We start from the raw sequence: 16,156 nt of genomic DNA on the forward strand, positions 1-16,156 counted from the left end.
CTCCCTAAAGGAGCTCCTCCCAGAATAGCGTCTGTGTCCTCGTCGGAAGAGGCGGCAGCTCCCAGACTATGAACTGGGACCCGCCTGCTACAGGACCCCCCGTGAAAGCAACCGACATGAGCACCGAGCCCCGGGCCCCGAAGGTAAGCTGCGCCGGAGTAGGCATTCCCTCGGCGACCGTCGCTCCGCCGGCAAGACTCTGCTGTACGGCCGACCCCTTAAGAATATCGCTGTCCTTAACCCCCGGTATTCGGGAAAGGGCCGCCGTTCCTGTAATGAAATCTAGGGCGAAAATTCTTCCCAGACCCGTCCCTCCGCTGCAGGGGTTCGAATTATCGACCTCGGGCGCGTAAGTGGTGAATATAAGGACCCTGTTTATTACCACCGGCACTCCGAACCCTTTCTCTCCGAGCTCGGGGTTGCCCAGGTTGCTCGGGAATTTAACCAGAAATTCTCCCTGGTCCGAGCTGAAATTGTTGGATGCAGTCGAGACGAACTGCCCTTCTACACCCGACTGGGCCGTGAGCTCAATCACCTGCCCGTCCGTGGTCAATGTAGAAGCGGTCTTTATGACATCCCCGCCTACGGCCGTTCCGCCCGCTAGAAACGCCGGTATGTAGTCGTCTATAAAGTTGTAGAGCTTTCCGGACTTCAATATGCTGCTGGGGTCTCTCCTGTCCCCGGTTACGAAAATTACATGGCGCCGCCCCAGGTCGTCGAGGACGATGGTCGGCGCAAAATAGATCGGCTCTACGTTGGTATTGGGGACCGCCGGTTGATCCTGAGCGTCGAAACATTCACCGTCCGTATTCGCGCAGAACGCTATACCCCCCGTCCAGTCTTCCGCGACCAGCACGAGGTTCCCACCCGGGCCGCTCTCCGAAATGCTCCCGTCGACCTCGATCGGCATCGAGATGTCGAACCTCCACATCCTGCCGCACGTGTCCCCGAAGTACGCGAGGTCCATATATCCGTCCGAATTAATGTCCACCGATGCGACCCTGCTCGGAACGTCGCAGACCATGTCCTCTATATTCGCCGGTGCCGAATTCCCCGAAGGTAACGGGTTGTCGGGATGGAATTTGTATATTTCCTTGCCTGTGCTTATGTCGATCACGACAAACGCATTGCCGAAATTGACGCCGTTCGTGGGATCCGTATCGAGAGGGTCGAGACCTCCGCCGACGAACATCACCCATCTGTCGACTGTACTGGTCTCATCACCCGTTGTAATTTTAACCCTGATCCTCCCCATAGAAGGCGTAGACCATGAGTTTCCGAAGTCGTTGTCGAATACCGTCCAGAGGTGTTTCGGGTATTCGAGGGTATCGGCTCCGTTAGTTATATGTTCATGAAGCGAGTCGGACGTGCCGCAACTTTCCCCGCAGGCGGGATTCGTCACATCGAGCGCGACATACGCCCCGCCGCCGTTCTGCGAGCCCGAGATGAGGACTGTGTGCCATTCCCTCCCGCAAAGGTCTATCACTCCGTCAGCCGTGCTCACCGATCCTTCGCATACATCCGGGTTCACATCAATCCCGTTTGGAAACCCGTCTATAAAGACATCCCCGATCACGGGCGAACCGTCAGAGAACGACCTCTGCGCAAAATTATCGAGTACGAATGTCTTAAAGTCGCCGGTCCTGTAATCAGGCGGGGCCGGAGTGCCGAAAACTATTTCCGCCGGCGAATTTGCCGAGCTCGACGGATTGGCGAGAGAGTCAGCCAGGTAAGTGGGCATCGCAATTCCGAACAGCTCGAACCCCGTACCTTCACTGAAGAAGGGGAATATCTCCTCTTCGAGAGTGAACGGATTTATCTTATCGTCCGCCTGGGCGCCCTCGGCGTTGGGGTCCTTGAACTCACCCGCGTGGAACGCGTGGAGGAATCCGTCATTAGCACCTACATAAACCACGGCCGATCTGTCTTTATAATTGACCGCGAACTGCTGGTAACCGGCATCGAAAAACAGCGGCGAGGGCGAGCCAACGACGACAGGGTTTGAATGGAAAATGTCCCCGAGCCTGATCGAGCATGTATCCAGGCTCCCGAAGTCCGCGTCCCCGTCCTGATCCTCAGGGTCAGGGCAGTTATACCCCATGGACGTGAAAGGCTCCGAGCCGTCGTCCTGAGCGGGGGCAGGGTCCAGGGAGGGCGAACCCATGGGATCGCCCACTGTCGGTATGCCCGTGTTTCCGACCAGGAAGTCGATTACCTTGTCCCTCATACATTCCTTGACGCACGTTCTGCATTCGGTCGTCGTCACGTTTGTACAGTCGACTATTCCTGTAGACCCGTCACAATCCGTAGGATTACCTGCGGGCGGTATGCAATAATCCGGTATAGGGTCGGTTACATCGCCGTCCGCGATACCGAACTGTCCCGGATTGATCGGCTCGTCTTCGTTATCGAGAGGCACGAGAGGTCCTTTGTACTTGATGACGTTCCCTGTAGTCTCAAAGTCAGGTCCGCTGTAAGGCGGGTCTTCCACATTATCACCATCGATAAGATCGGGAGCCTTGACCGTGTAGAGATTCCTCGCGGAAGAGATGATGTCCCTCTCTGCGAGCTCTTTCCCGGCCTCCCAGAAGAACTGCTTTGCGTTGTCATTCAGCGTCCCCTCTTCGTCGAATATCGCGAGTCCCTCGACCACGTCCGGGTCGGTAAGGTCAGAGCCTGCGGGGGGTCTTCTTATGACTTCTTTACTCCCTGTACTCTCGGGAACGTCTACAAATCCGTAGAGCGCGAGCCTGCCCTGCCAGTATCTTTCGGTCGTTATAGGTGTCAATATCGAGAGGAATATTCTGTCTCTGAGCGCAATGGCCGTTGAAGACTGAGGAGCCGTAGGAGATACTCCGGAAGTGCTGAAAATCTTTATCTGGCCTGCTATGTCGTGAAGGGCATCCGCTAGCTCTTCCGGGCTGTTAACGAAAAAGGCAAAATCTTTAAGCTGTTTATCAGTATCGTTAAACGGTGCCCCGGTATTGAAAAAAGTATTGTCAAAAATATTCACGCTCTGAAACTGGCATTGCCCGTTCTCACTCCTGTTCGACGCAGTGTTTTTACATCCCTGGAGTTGAGACGTCGCGGGAGCGGTATCTATATCTTTAACCCTCCCCAGATTCTTGAACACATCGAATTCAGTACCCTGTGGGAATATGAGCGGGTCATCGAGGTCGACAGACCCCGGCACTTCAACTCCGTTGGGAGCCGTGTGCTGTATTATCCCTTCGGTATGAGTCCCTCCGGCAAGCGCCATAGCATTGAGTGTCCTCCGTGCCTCCGGGCTCTCTATACCGAGTCCGATTACAAAGACAAGGACTTCCTTTTTATACGAATTTCCCTGGTTCGGGACAGGATTCCTAGAGTAGTACGTCCGCAGGTTGCTGACCGCCTGTATAGAGCTTCTTCTGTTTGCGTTGGTCGTCAATCCGCCCGTCGTCTGGTTGTTGCCCGAAGGACCGTTAGTCTCTCCTGCACACGTATCCTCACCGTCAGTAATGATTATCACAAACTCGGGCCTGCACTCGATGGATGGGTCCGACTGGAGCTCCACCTTGAATGCGCCGAGTGCGTCGTCGTTTATCACGTTCCCGCCAGAGTTGCCGCTGTTCGGGTTGTCATCGAACCCGAGGACCCACGCGAGCGGCGTACCCCCATCTCCCCGCTCCCTCCTGTAGAATGACCATATATTCCTGAGGTTCGCCTCGCTCGCCCCTGCGAAACCACCCTGAGCCAGCCTGTATGTATCGGGGTCGGTGCATCCGTCCCAATGGCCTTTCCCTGAATAGGAAAGCGGACGTATTCTAATGCCCAGCTCGTCCCCGTCAGCATCAGTCAGCTCGCTTGCAAGTTTTGTGTCGGTGGCGCCCGTAATCGGCAGGTACCTGTTCGAGCTCGGGTTCCCGTCGTCCCTCACTATCTGTCTCACGTTCCTGAACGGTGTGAACATATAGTCCTGACACGTGATGGAGTTGCTCGTCCCGTCGAACAGTTCATTGGGGTCGTCGCACATCTGTCCTGCTAAAGAATCGTCTGCATCGAGAAAGTCGAAGAGCACGCTGTGGAGTATATCCATCCTGCTGCTCCCGTATTGGGGCTTCCCGTCGCAGTCCGGATTTCCCGGGATTTTGCAGTTTTCGGACTTGTTTTTGGTTATGGCCTGTGAGGTTTGAACACAGGTTTTTACATTATTGTATCCCGTTGTATTATCACAGCCGGGGCTGGTCCCCCCTATGCAGTACTGAGAAGCGCATTGAGTAAAACCGGCCAGCGAGTCCATGGCCGCGGCAGCCTGAGAATACTCATTATCCTGAACGCCGTTGTTGTCGCAATTCGCTATTGTTTCCGTGAGAACGTTGTCGTTGTTCCCGCAAACGTCGTCAAAGATCGTATTCATCTGATCCTGGGTCAAAGCGGGAGCACCGCCGCCCGGCGGGGCCGTGATGCAAGCTATGTGTGAGAGTAGATCTTGTTCAGTTCCTACTATTCCGAACCCGTTGTGGTTCTTCGAGCCGCACACAGAGAGGTTCGAGATATTCTCCATGCAGTGAGCGGCTGACCTTGTGCACTGGGAATACGCAGGGGTATTGGCCGCGAAAGAATCGCAGTTGAATAGCTCTTCGCAATCCTCTATGACGCCGCTATCGTCCTCCTCGTCCCAGTTCCCTACCTGCCCTCCGCCCCAGCTCCTCAACATGGAGCCCGAGTAGTCCGTTATAAGCAGCACGTTCGGCTCACCGCCGACTATCTGGGAAATTATGATGTTGAGGTCTTCTATTTCGTTCTTTTTGATAGGCTCCCCCTGTGCCCCCTTTACGAAAAGGAGGAGGAGCATCAGGCAAAATATTTTCACCCTGTTGATCCCGAATTTCTTTTTAATATTCACTCTCGCATCCCGCATACTATTAATTTCACTCCACAATTTCATCTTCACTGCGAATACATCTGGTTCGCATTTCCGGGTATGAATGTCTCAAAACCAGCGGCTACCTCGGTGCCTGTATTTATCGTATCCTTAACGTCGTCTATATCCTTGTCCCCTTCGTCCTTACCTGTTACCCGAAATGTGACAGGAACGAGACCCGCCCCTCCCGAGGCGCTCGTTGACATGCTCGTATTCTTAAGCGGCCTCTGTATCGTTTTGGTTATAGGCGGTATTTCGACGATCTGGCCTGAACCTTCAGTAGCGCTGTCGAGGAGCCTTGGGCCCGACCTGCACCTGGCTCCGTTCCCCAACTCCTCGTCCAGTATCAGCAGCTCGCTCGCGCCGCCCTGCCCCAGAAGCACCGTGTCTTTATTCTGGAGGAGGAAGTACAGGACCTCTATCCCGATGATTTCGAACCTGTTCCTCCCCTCCCGTACGCAGTCCTCGGCCGCGAGGAAAGCCTCCTGGCCCTGCTTGTAATTGGACATGGCGCGGAAATCGTTATTCGAATTGAAGGACACAGTTGTCGCAAGCACGGACATCACAAGGAGCATTATCAATGCCATTATGATCGCGACGCCCTCTTCATTCCTACATATGTCTAAAGGGGCATTTTCCGCGATTGCACTATCTTTCTTTTCATCAAGTGATTTAAGCTTCATCATAAGATCAGCCGAACTCCTCTCTTGAATGATTCCTCATATAAACGGTCGTGGATAATATGCGGTACGTGTAACCTTCCTCAGGCTCGTTTGTCGTAGCCGACGGCGAAGCGACGGTCCTCTGCAATACGTCCGCTATGGCGGGGATTGTCTGTGTGTATTCTCCGCCCTGCATCTTTTGCGGCTTTATCTTGGATTTGACGACTATATATATTTCGACAGACCTTATGTCCTGCTCCCTCCCGTTCAAAGCCGTAGCCGTGAAGTCCGGGTACTTACCGTTGTTCGCGGCAAGGGGAACTCCGACTTTGGTAATCCCGCCGTTTGAGTCCTGTAGATTGAACACGAGCTGGAAATCGACGATGCCGGGCGCGTTCACCCCTCCGGCGATCGGGAGTACCTGGCCGCCGTTCCGCTGAAGAAGAAGCTCGTTATCTGCGAGGTCCACCATCAATGTCTTGGACGTGACTATGGTCATTTCGGACGTCTGCGAAGAAAAAGTAGGAAGGAACCCGTAGTCCACACCGTTCACAGCAGTACCGTTTATAAAATCCGAAAACCCGCCGAATGTTGACACAGGAAGATTATGGACTTTTATATCCTCGAGCGAATCTATAGTCGCAGTCTTGGTGCTTCCGTCGACGCTCGCACGCAGAATAACCGAGCATTCGGTGCATTTTTCCGGTTCCAGGTTGCAGTTAACCGTACTATCGGGGTTGCAGAGAGCCGTGCGTGACCTGAGACCCAGAAGTATTTCCGGATTTGCGGCGATCTCCCCTATCAAATTATTCGTATCCTCGTCGAACCACTGGGAAGGTAATCTTAGCTGGAGCGGATCGTTTTGAACGACCTCGATCAGGCCGGGTACCGACGGCAGATCGGTTCCGTCCTGTCCCCGTGTGATATCCCATGTGTATAAAGTAATGCAATCTGGAGGGGAGTTGGCGGAACCATCTTTATCTGTATCGACAGTACAGGGATTATTCCCTTCGCTTCCACCGTTAACAAATTGAACAGCAAAAGTCTTACCCTGGCGTGATCCTGCGTTCCTTATCTCCGTCGCCAGGTAATCCAGAGTCGCTCTTCCGGTCTGGTCCATGTCGACCGCTTCCTTCGTCATCTTGAACTGCCTCTGCTGCTGCTGGAGAGCGATCGTCATGCCCGTGATGATGATTGCAAGAATCGATACAGAGATCATTAGCTCGATCATCGTGAAACCCTTACTACCCGTTAACCGTGGCGTTCTTTCCATGTATATAATCCTCAAGGCACATGCGGAACAATTATTTCAGTCCAGGCGGGAATAAACTGACTCCAGTCTTCCTCGTGTGCGCTGAAAACCATGTTCTGCACGGCGAGTGCGTCTCTTTTGTTTAAGCCGCTTAATCCGGTTTCCGCAAACTGGCCCTTTGTCTTGATGCCGTAAGTCACGCTCAAAATAGTCTCAGGAGGGTCGGCCGACGCATCCGTATCCGAAGCCACCCGCTTGACCACGATCAGTGAATCACCTGCTCCCCCCGAACACTGCGCAGCGTTGCTCTTGAATGAGACCTTTTTAGGATCAAAGTCGTGCACGTCGATAACAGCACACGTCGTCTCGAGGGCCTGGTCCGGATCCGGGGTTACTTCGGCCAGCGGATTGCAGGGACATGTGTCGCATATCCTGTTTGAGTTGCTCGTCTTGCAGTACTGGAGGTGCGGCTCCGAATCGCTGCCAGGATTGAGCCTCCCGGCCTGCGCCTCGACGAATGCAATCGAATTTAGAATGTGCGCCCTCTTCACCTCTTCCATATCCCTGTCGGCTATGAACTGTATAATATTCGCTGCGTACGTTCCCTCCTCAGCCAGCTGTTTCTGCCTTAGAGAGAGGAACTGCATCTGAGCCATCGCAAGGAACCCCAGGGCCATGATGGTCACCGCGATCATTAACTCGGTAAACGTAAACCCCTTCTCGTTCGAAAGTGTAGTCATATCGACCCCGACTTTGTAAGACACATCTCATGAGATTTGCAAGTATTATGCCAGTGCAAAATTATGGGTAACTATCTGAGATTACTAAATATATCATTATATAAATTGAAGGAAACTATGGGTGGAAATGCAAAAATTGCCCTAATTGCGCAAAAAATGCATATAAAAGACAAATTATAGGTTCAGATTCCCTATAAATCGAAAAGTAAGGGTGGGAAATCCGGGTAACCCGAATTATCAGAATTTTTCTTCGTACCTGGGGAAGAGGCTGCTCCCCTTGACCACGGTCTGACCGGGTTTGATGAGATCCGCGCGCCCGGCGTCGGCGAGCCTGAGAGAGGAGAAGGGCTCCCCTGAGCCGAGCCTCCTCCATATCTCCTCCGAAGACGCAGGCATAAAAGGGTGAATCAGTATGGAGACAACTCCGATCGAGCGTGATATCGTAAAGAGCACGGTATCGAGCCTATCTTCTTTCTTCTCTTTAGCGAGCGACCACGGGGCCTCTTCGTCGACGTATTTATTGACGAGCGCTATGAAATCCCAAATCGCGCCGAGCGCCTTATGAAACGCTATTTCGTTCATCGCGTCCTCGACCTGTCCTAAAAGAGATGACGTCGCACGCTCTATAGAATTCTCGCTCCCGCCGAGTGGGCCGGGCGCAGGTATCTTCCCTCCCCTGTATCTCTCGAGCATTCCGAGAGTACGGCTGACCAGGTTTCCGAGCCCGTTCGCTAGGTCGCCGTTCACCCTGGTTATGATCGCGTTTTTGGAAAAGTCCCCGTCCTGCCCGAAGGGTATTTCCCTGAGAAGAAAATATCTGAAGACGTCCGCACCGAACTCTTCCGCCATCTGATAGGGATCGACGACGTTGCCGAGGGACTTTGACATCTTCTCCCCCTCGACCGTCCACCAGCCGTGGGCGAATACGGTTTTGGGCAGGGGTATGTTCGCCGACATGAGGAACGCCGGCCAGAAAACAGCGTGGAAGCGGAGAATGTCCTTACCGACAAGGTGTATGTTGGCCGGCCATATGCCTGCGAACCTTTCGGGGTCGTCGGGGAAACCGGCTGCAGTGATATAGTTTGTCAGTGCGTCGAACCATACGTATATGACGTGCCTCGGGTTACCGGGCACGGGGATTCCCCAGTTGAACGTAGTGCGGCTTATACTGAGGTCTTTAAGCCCTCCCTCCACGAAACGAACGACCTCGTTCAGTCTGTATCCCGGCTGAACGAATTCCGGGAATTTTCTGTAGTGCTCGAGAAGCCTTTCCTGATACCGGGAAAGCCTGAAAAAATAACTCTCTTCCTTGACCCTCTCGATTATGGGCCTCTTCTCTTCGGGGAGCTCCATTATCTCTTCATACTGTGTATCGGTTATGTACGCCTCGTTCCTCACGTCGTACCAGCCTTCATACTCATCGAGGTAAATATCGCCCGCGTCCTTGATCCTCCTGAAAATTTCCACTACGGCCCTCTCGTGGCGTTTCTCGGTCGTTCTGATGAAGTCGTCGTTCGTTATATTGAGGGCCTGTGAAAGGTTCTGGAACCGCTTGACGACGCGGTCCGCGAGCTCTATCGGTTTTTCACCGTGGGCCTCGGCAGTCCTCTCGATCTTCTGTCCGTGCTCGTCCGTGCCCGTAAGGAAAAAGACCCTGTCTCCCTTGAGTCTCCTGAACCTCGCAATCGCGTCGGCGGCTATCGTAGTATAGGCGTGCCCTATGTGAGGCACGTCGTTTACGTAATAAATCGGTGTTGTGACGTAAAAAGCTTTAGACATTCTATTCAGGTCTCCGTTCCGAACCCGCGTAACCGGGGAGGAATTTTTTCCGGCATTAAATTTTACACCGATTGCGGATCAGTCGTTGCCCGCATCGACAGCTAATTTCAAGAAAAGGTTGTCCAGAACGAGCTTCGCATTCGCATTCGCCCGGACTATATCATACCAAGCCGTCTCGACGCTCCTCTCCATTTCGAGTAAATGTTCCACATCCCATTTCCCGGACATGCTTTTTATAGATTCCCCGAAGTCCGTATTAGTCAGACAGTCGGAGCCTATCCTGGCAAGGGCGAGGTCGCGGAGCCAGAGTAATATAAACGTGAAACCGAGCTCTAGCCCGTCCGCTTCCTCCTGAGACGACCCCGAAGAAATATGCTCGGAGAGGCTCGATATATCGGAGGCTGAATTCTTCCTTATGTTTCCGAGCCTGGTTATCAATTCTTTTCTCCACTCCATCAGGTCACTGTCAAACCCCAACGCCTTTCCTATGCTCCCGCCCGAGAGCTTCGAGGTGAGGAGCGCCTGTTCCGAAGACATATTGCTCCGCTCTTTCAGAACCCCGGCGACGAGATCTTCGGGCAAAGCATTGAATTCAATCGTCTGGCACCTCGACCTGAGCGTGGGGAGAAGGGAACCGGGACGCGAAGATACGAGAATAATCACCGAGCCGGGCGGCGGTTCCTCGAGGGTCTTCAGAAACGCGTTCTGAGCGCTCTGATTCATCCTTTCCGCTTCATCGACGATCACGACTTTATACCTGCCTTCGAACGGTCTCAGGTAAAGCCTCTCCTCGATCTCGTCGCGGACCTGCTCGACTTTGATGTTTTTAACGCCGGCGAACTCGATGAGAATTACGTCCGGGTGAATCCCTTTCTCTATTTTCCTGCACGAGGCACATTCGCACCTTTCATCCGATACACGCGCGTCCCCGACACAGTTAAGGAGCTTGGCAAACTCGATCGCCGCCAGCTTCTTCCCCACGCCGTCAGGGCCCGTGAAGAGATACGAATGCGACACCAGATTTTCGCGCGCTGCGCGGCGGAGAATATTTTTTTGAAAATCGTGACCTGTTATTCCTTCGAACATTGCCCTCTAGCTGTCCCTGCGGGTAATCCGGGTCACATGCGATCCGGCATATCCGCTACGACGAAAGACGCTCCATCACGAGAGTCCTTATCTCCTCGTGCACTGCCGGTATATCTCTCGCCGCGTTTATACTCTTGATCCTTTCCGGCTCCCTCCTCGCGATGAGCATATATCCCTGCCTTATCATCTCGTGGAACTCGATCGGCTCCTCGTCCATCTTTGTGATAGACCCCCTCTCCTTGAGCCTCGTCAACCCCTCCCTTACCGGCAGGTTGAGGAGGAACGTGATCTCCGGTGTGACGTCAAGCGCCGAGGCTTTCGCGGCCTTGTTGACGAGCCTCATGTCGAGCTTCCTCCCGTAGCCCTGATACACGATTGTGGAATCGTAAAACCTGTCGCAGATCACGATCTCGCCGTTTTTCAGCCTGGGTTCTATAAAGTCTTTTACGTGCTGAGCCCTGTCGGCGCAAAAAAGAAAAAGCTCGGCCATGGGAGAGAGCACGAGGTCCCTCTCTTCCAGTATGATCGTCCGTATGAGGTTTCCCAGCTGCCCCCAGCCGGGCTCCCTCGTCACCGTGACATTGTACCCCTTGCCGGACAGATACTCGCTGAGGAGATTAGCTTGTGTGGATTTGCCGCTGCCTTCTATACCTTCGAATGTAATAAGCATATATTTGGATCTATCCTCGCGGATGAGAGAATCGGGTTACGGGGACACCGGAATGCCCGTCAACTGGTTTTAAGTTTCAATTCACCGCAGAATCCTACCATAATATCAATAACTGATACAGACCGGCTTCAATCCCCCTTTTCGAGAGCGCGGTTGAGCATTTTAAGCTCGGAGGCGGTGAGGTCTCTCCACTTGCCTCTCTCCAGATTTCCTATCTTAACTGGGCCTACGGACATCCTGGTCAGCTGCATGACGGGATGGCCGAATTTAGCGAAAAACCTCTTTACGAGGTGGTTCCTCCCTTCGTGAAAAGAGAGCTCGACCGTGGTCGATTCCCTGTCGTGCTTAACTATCTTTATCCAGTCGGGCTTCGCAGGACCGTCCTCAAGCTCCGTCCCGGCCTTCATCCTCGTATATGCGTCGCTGTTTACGATGCCCTTTACCCTCGCCCTGTAGACCTTGGGAAGCTCATATCTCGGATGGAGTATCCTGTTGGCAAGCTCCCCGTCGTTAGTCAGTATGATCAGCCCCTCGGCGTCGTAATCGAGCCTCCCGACGGGGAATACCCTCTCCGGTATGCCCTTTATGAGCTCCTCTATCGTTTGTTTCTTGTCCTGCCCCTCCCCGAGCGCCGTTATGAAGAGCTTGGGCTTGTAGAGCATAACGTACCTTTTTAATTCAGGCTCGAGCACGTTCCCCATCACCTCGACTCTGTCTTTGTCCGTATCGACGGTGCGCCCGAGCTCTTTCACGACCGCACCGTTTACCTTCACGCCGCCTGACTCTATGAGCTCGTCCGCCTTTCTCCTCGAAGCGACCCCGCACATGGAGAGATATTTATTCAGTCTGACAATCAATCCCTCTTTCTCCCTGACAATAGTAACGGGGTTTTACCAAATGGAACGACTGGAACCGCCGATATTCCGATAACAAGCACGATTTGTCGGAAGCCCGTTCGTCGACATCCCCTGCCGCATTCAATCCCGAAATGTTATATTGATCGCTCAATTCGCGTAAAGTGCCTCTCTCTTTGCCCAGAGCGTCTTGTTGCTTCCCCTCAGCACGAACTTGACGAACCCCTGGCTCTTATCCATCATCGCAGCCTTTTCGTTCCCGTTGAGCTTAACGCAGCGCGCATCGTCCGATATGATCCCTTCCGCGAGCCCTGTCTGCCCCTTCTCCGTAAATTCATAGTACTTCTGGATATCCACTTTATTGTAGCAGGCCGGATAACCCGCCTCGGTAAAGCACTCCCTGTTCTGAAAATCACAGACTGTCTTTTCGGCAAGGGCGTATTCCGTCTGAGCCAAGGTGAAGCCCGCGATGATAAGTAACGCGAGGAAGCCGGTAAATTTTTTCGTAACTAGATTTTGCAGCTTTAACTTGTCATCAATAATCACGGTGCTTATCTCCATTTGCGGCCGGTTGAGTGGTCACCACACCCGGAATTGTCAATTCATACCCGTACTCTGCTGTGCATACCCTGCCGGCGGCTCCATTTCAGATGCATCGACGTTTGCATTCTCGGACGATTTGAACGTCGCCTCCGCTTCCACTTTCCCTTCGTCGTACTCTATCGTCTCAATGGGAAAGCCGTTAAGCTGTCTCAACTGGTTAAAAACGTTCTTCTCGAACTGCGCCTGCTCTCCAACGAAGCTCCCGCCTTTGGAAAACGATTTGGCCATCTGATCCATGAAATCCGCCATGCGGAGCATAACGGTCATCATTTCCTCTCCGCCCTGGATGCTGTTCCAATTGGCGACGCAGTGCTGTCTCACCTTTTCATTGCCTTTGAAAACGTCGTATTTCGTACACGAGACTCCATTCACCTTCCCCTCCCCCGCTTTTTTCAGCACGGGCTCGACATATTGACCGCCGCCTGCTCCCGGCATCTTCTGCTTCATCATCTCCTTCATTTTTTCCTGCTGGTCGGGGGGCATGTCCTTCATGGCAGCCTCCATCTGGCTCATCGCCTGCTCGAGCTGCGTAGCGAGCGAGTTCATCGCCGCTTCGTCCATGATCATGTAGGTCTTATCATCGTGGTTGATCATTATCATTTCGTTCTTGTCGCCCCGGAACACCATCGAGCCCTCGAGCTCGGTCCCGTTCTCGTAAAAATCCATGCGCAGGTTGTTGTCCTTCACCTTGCCTTTTATCTGGCCGACAGATTGGGGATCCATCTCCTTCTGCTCCATCACGAAAAGAACGTCGGCGCGGGAATTATACGCAACCAGGAATGCAAATACGGAAGCCGCCATTATTTTTAACATTTCTGCCCTCCTTTCAGTTTAAAATTAATTCTAACATATAAGACCCGACATTCATCTTCCGATCGGGGTCCGGTATTTAGCGGCAGATACCCTTCAAATTCTTGACAATTCCCCATCACATCTTAATCTAATTCAGTGCTCAGCGGTTATGTCCCCATACTGATAATAATGATCCTCGCTATCGCGCTCGCGGCGGCGATGCTGGGGCTGTCGGCCGTGCTCGGACCCAGGCGGGAATCCAAAAGGAAACTGTCCCCCTACGAATCCGGCATACCCCCTACGGGAGACACACGGGGCAAGTTTTCCATAAAGTACTATCTCGTAGGCGCGCTGTTCATACTCTTCGACGTGGAAGCGGTTTTCCTGTTTGCCTGGGCCGTGGTCTTTAAAGAGCTCGGCTTACTGGCGTTCATAGAAATCATAGTGTTTCTGATAATCATCCTGGGCGGTTATTTTTATATAGTGAAGAAAGGAGCGCTCGAATGGGAGTAAATTCGAATTCCCTTCTGGGCGGCGACGGCTTCATCACGACGACGATCGAGGCGTTCGCCAACTGGGGGAGAAAAAACAGCCTCTGGCCGATGCCTTTCGGAACGGCGTGCTGCGCTATCGAGATGATGGGCGTATTCGCTTCGAGGTTCGACCTTTCGAGGTTCGGCGCCGAGGTAGCGCGCTTCTCGCCGAGACAGGCGGATCTCATGATCGTATCGGGCACCATCACCTACAAAATGGCCTCCGTCTGCAGGAGGATATACGACCAGATGCCCGAGCCTAAATGGGTGATCGCTATGGGCTCATGCACCTGCGGGGGCGGCCCCTTCGACAGCTACGCCGTAGTCCAGGGAATAGACGAGTTCCTCCCGGTGGATGTGTACATAGGGGGATGCCCGCCGAGGCCCGAGGCCGTTATAGACGCAGTCATGAAGATACAGAAAAAGATAGACCTCGAAGGTGCTCCGATACTATGAGCCTCGATATCGAATCCCTTATAGAAGCTTTAAACAATGAAAACCCGGCGCCCGTCAAAGAAAGGATCACCTTCCGGGGGGAAACGACCCTCGTCATAGACAAAGACAGGATTTCCGACGTTTGCAGGCGGCTTAAGGAATTATTCGGATTTACATTCTTGGCGGACCTCACGGCCGTCGATTATTTAGAAGTCAAGTCGCCCCGATACGAGGTCGTCTATCATGTCCACAGGTTCGGCCCGGAAATCGATGAGAATATAAGAATTAGGCTCAAGGCCGAGCTCGACGGAGACGATCCCAAAATAGATTCCGTAACCGATATATGGAGCGGGGCCGACTGGCTCGAAAGGGAGGTCTACGACATGTTCGGCATTGTATTCACGGGCCACCCCGATTTGAGACGGATCCTCATGCCTGAGGACTACGAGCCCTACCCGCTGAGGAAGGACTTCGACGTGAGGGACCGCGAGGCTTCCAGGCGCTCGTTCGAACGGGCGCTCAGGGAAGGGACCGAGTAATGGAAAGAGTGGAATTCATCAGTACCGATACCGACTATAACCCCGACACCGGCATCAGGACCGAAACCATGATGCTCAATATGGGGCCCCAGCACCCGTCAACACATGGGGTGCTGCGCGTGGTGCTTTACCTCGACGGCGAGACGGTGGTGAAGGCGGTCCCGTACATCGGCTATCTGCACAGGGGCATCGAGAAGCTCTGCGAGCACATTACTTATCAGCAATGCCTGCCGTACACGGACAGGATGGATTACCTCGCCTCCATCTGCAACAACATAGGCTTTATACTCGCGGTCGAAAAATTGCTCGGGATCCAGGACGCGATCCCGGAGAGAGCTAAGACGGCGGAAGTAATACTCTTCGAGCTCGGCAGGATCGAGTCGCACCTGGTCGGAATAGGTACGAACGCGCTCGACCTGGGGGCGATGAGCGCATTTCTTTACTGCTTCAAGGAGAGGGAAAGGATATACGACATACTGGAGACCGTATGCGGCGCGAGGCTCACTACGTCGTATCCCAGAGTAGGCGGGCTCCCGCTCGACCTCCCGGAGGATTTCGAGGAAAAGGTCAGGAACTTTTTGAAGGTCTTTCCGGGCACGCTCGATGAAGTGGACAAGCTCCTCACAAGGAACCGCATATGGATCGAGAGGACGAAAGGTGTCGCCACGATAAGCGCCGGGGACGCGATAGATCTGGGTCTCACGGGCCCTGCCCTCCGGGGAAGCGGGGTTCCCTATGACGTGAGAAAGGCCATGCCTTATCTCGGTTACGAGAACTACGATTTCGAGATACCCGTAGCGAACGAAGGGGACGCGTATTCGAGGTTTCTCTGCAGGATGGAGGAGATGCGCCAGAGCCTGAGGATAATCGAGCAGGGCATAAACAACCTGCCGGACGGCCCTTACGCGGCTGACCTGCCAGACGTAGTGTTGCCCGAAAAGCAGCTCACGTACACGAGAATGGAATCCCTCATAAGGCACTTCGTTCTGGTCTATGAGGGCTTCAAGCCCCCCGTGGGAGAGGTCCAGCATGCTGTGGAAAACCCGAAGGGCGAGCTCTCTTATTACCTCGTGAGCGACGGAACGGGGAAGCCCTACAGGATGCGCGTGAGAGGGCCTTCTTTCGTAAACATGCAGGCGCTTCCGCAAATGGTCCAGGGGAGACTTCTCGCGGACGTCATCGCCGCCATCGGAAGCCTCGATATAGTGCTCGGAGAGATAGACCGGTAGGCCTTATCACCTCGATCCAAATCTTTCCCCGATTTCACCGGAAATTAATAACGAAATAAAACGCCCCATGACATTG

Annotated in this window: 14 protein-coding genes; 4 read left to right on the forward strand and 10 right to left on the reverse strand. The window is 53.5% G+C overall.

Going from position 1 to position 16,156, the window contains the following annotated elements; all coding sequences use genetic code 11:
* Positions 1–4: 4 nt before the first annotated feature.
* The 10 genes from AB1598_08415 to AB1598_08460 all read right to left on the reverse strand — a co-directional run bounded on the left by AB1598_08415 (position 5) and on the right by AB1598_08460 (position 13,365).
* Positions 5–4,888 carry a hypothetical protein gene (locus tag AB1598_08415; protein ID MEW6145023.1) on the reverse strand — a complete coding sequence of 1,628 codons (4,884 nt, stop codon included), beginning with the start codon at positions 4,886–4,888 and terminating at the stop codon, positions 5–7.
* Between the two features lie 44 nt (positions 4,889–4,932).
* A complete protein-coding gene (locus AB1598_08420; GenBank protein ID MEW6145024.1) occupies positions 4,933–5,592 on the reverse strand; it encodes a pilus assembly PilX N-terminal domain-containing protein in 660 nt (219 codons plus the stop codon).
* Between the two features lie 4 nt (positions 5,593–5,596).
* Positions 5,597–6,841, reverse strand: coding sequence for a prepilin-type N-terminal cleavage/methylation domain-containing protein (locus tag AB1598_08425; GenBank protein ID MEW6145025.1), 1,245 nt, complete (start codon positions 6,839–6,841; stop codon positions 5,597–5,599).
* 11 nt (positions 6,842–6,852) lie between these two features.
* On the reverse strand, positions 6,853–7,560 hold the full coding sequence (locus AB1598_08430) for a prepilin-type N-terminal cleavage/methylation domain-containing protein (protein MEW6145026.1): 708 nt from the start codon (positions 7,558–7,560) through the stop codon (positions 6,853–6,855).
* Positions 7,561–7,797: 237 nt separating this feature from the next.
* Positions 7,798–9,339 carry a methionine--tRNA ligase gene (gene metG, locus AB1598_08435; protein MEW6145027.1) on the reverse strand — a complete coding sequence of 514 codons (1,542 nt, stop codon included), beginning with the start codon at positions 9,337–9,339 and terminating at the stop codon, positions 7,798–7,800.
* 78 nt (positions 9,340–9,417) lie between these two features.
* A complete protein-coding gene (gene holB, locus AB1598_08440) occupies positions 9,418–10,425 on the reverse strand; it encodes a DNA polymerase III subunit delta' (GenBank protein ID MEW6145028.1) in 1,008 nt (335 codons plus the stop codon).
* 55 nt (positions 10,426–10,480) lie between these two features.
* Positions 10,481–11,095: a dTMP kinase gene (gene tmk, locus AB1598_08445; GenBank protein MEW6145029.1), complete on the reverse strand. Its 615-nt coding sequence runs from the start codon at positions 11,093–11,095 to the stop codon at positions 10,481–10,483.
* A 128-nt stretch (positions 11,096–11,223) separates the two neighbouring features.
* On the reverse strand, positions 11,224–11,952 hold the full coding sequence (locus AB1598_08450; GenBank protein MEW6145030.1) for a pseudouridine synthase: 729 nt from the start codon (positions 11,950–11,952) through the stop codon (positions 11,224–11,226).
* Positions 11,953–12,099: 147 nt separating this feature from the next.
* Positions 12,100–12,495: a hypothetical protein gene (locus AB1598_08455; protein MEW6145031.1), complete on the reverse strand. Its 396-nt coding sequence runs from the start codon at positions 12,493–12,495 to the stop codon at positions 12,100–12,102.
* A gap of 51 nt (positions 12,496–12,546) precedes the next feature.
* Entirely contained in the window at positions 12,547–13,365 is an 819-nt protein-coding gene (locus AB1598_08460; GenBank protein ID MEW6145032.1) for a hypothetical protein, read from the reverse strand.
* 168 nt (positions 13,366–13,533) lie between these two features.
* Between AB1598_08460 and AB1598_08465 the strand changes: the two genes are divergently transcribed.
* From AB1598_08465 to nuoD, 4 genes are read left to right on the forward strand one after another with little or no spacing between them, the layout of a single operon-like run.
* Positions 13,534–13,857 (forward strand): NADH-quinone oxidoreductase subunit A, encoded by a 324-nt coding sequence (locus AB1598_08465; GenBank protein ID MEW6145033.1) that lies wholly within the window; start codon positions 13,534–13,536, stop codon positions 13,855–13,857.
* Positions 13,848–14,333: an NADH-quinone oxidoreductase subunit B family protein gene (locus AB1598_08470; protein ID MEW6145034.1), complete on the forward strand. Its 486-nt coding sequence runs from the start codon at positions 13,848–13,850 to the stop codon at positions 14,331–14,333. The genes AB1598_08465 and AB1598_08470 overlap by 10 nt, the downstream gene beginning before the upstream one ends.
* The gene (locus AB1598_08475; GenBank protein ID MEW6145035.1) at positions 14,330–14,851 is read left to right on the forward strand and encodes an NADH-quinone oxidoreductase subunit C; all 522 of its coding nucleotides are present in this window, start codon (positions 14,330–14,332) and stop codon (positions 14,849–14,851) included. Before AB1598_08470 ends, AB1598_08475 begins: the two co-directional genes overlap by 4 nt.
* Complete coding sequence (gene nuoD / locus AB1598_08480; GenBank protein MEW6145036.1) at positions 14,851–16,080, forward strand: NADH dehydrogenase (quinone) subunit D; 1,230 nt, start codon at positions 14,851–14,853, stop codon at positions 16,078–16,080. The genes AB1598_08475 and nuoD overlap by 1 nt, the downstream gene beginning before the upstream one ends.
* The last annotated feature ends 76 nt before the right edge of the window (positions 16,081–16,156 follow it).

Source organism: Thermodesulfobacteriota bacterium, from assembly GCA_040754335.1.
Lineage (GTDB): Bacteria > Desulfobacterota_D > UBA1144 > Nemesobacterales > UBA2774 > 2-12-FULL-53-21.

What these genes read in the sequence shown, in the direction of transcription:
- AB1598_08430 (MEW6145026.1), bottom strand. Translation starts at nt 7,560, where the DNA reads ATGACTACACTTTCGAACGAGAAGGGGTTTACGTTTACCGAGTTAATG.
- AB1598_08460 (MEW6145032.1), bottom strand. Translation starts at nt 13,365, where the DNA reads ATGTTAAAAATAATGGCGGCTTCCGTATTTGCATTCCTGGTTGCGTAT.
- AB1598_08420 (MEW6145024.1), bottom strand. Translation starts at nt 5,592, where the DNA reads ATGATGAAGCTTAAATCACTTGATGAAAAGAAAGATAGTGCAATCGCG.
- AB1598_08470 (MEW6145034.1), top strand. Translation starts at nt 13,848, where the DNA reads ATGGGAGTAAATTCGAATTCCCTTCTGGGCGGCGACGGCTTCATCACG.
- AB1598_08465 (MEW6145033.1), top strand. Translation starts at nt 13,534, where the DNA reads ATGATCCTCGCTATCGCGCTCGCGGCGGCGATGCTGGGGCTGTCGGCC.
- AB1598_08425 (MEW6145025.1), bottom strand. Translation starts at nt 6,841, where the DNA reads ATGGAAAGAACGCCACGGTTAACGGGTAGTAAGGGTTTCACGATGATC.
- nuoD (MEW6145036.1), top strand. Translation starts at nt 14,851, where the DNA reads ATGGAAAGAGTGGAATTCATCAGTACCGATACCGACTATAACCCCGAC.
- tmk (MEW6145029.1), bottom strand. Translation starts at nt 11,095, where the DNA reads ATGCTTATTACATTCGAAGGTATAGAAGGCAGCGGCAAATCCACACAA.
- AB1598_08475 (MEW6145035.1), top strand. Translation starts at nt 14,330, where the DNA reads ATGAGCCTCGATATCGAATCCCTTATAGAAGCTTTAAACAATGAAAAC.
- metG (MEW6145027.1), bottom strand. Translation starts at nt 9,339, where the DNA reads ATGTCTAAAGCTTTTTACGTCACAACACCGATTTATTACGTAAACGAC.
- holB (MEW6145028.1), bottom strand. Translation starts at nt 10,425, where the DNA reads ATGTTCGAAGGAATAACAGGTCACGATTTTCAAAAAAATATTCTCCGC.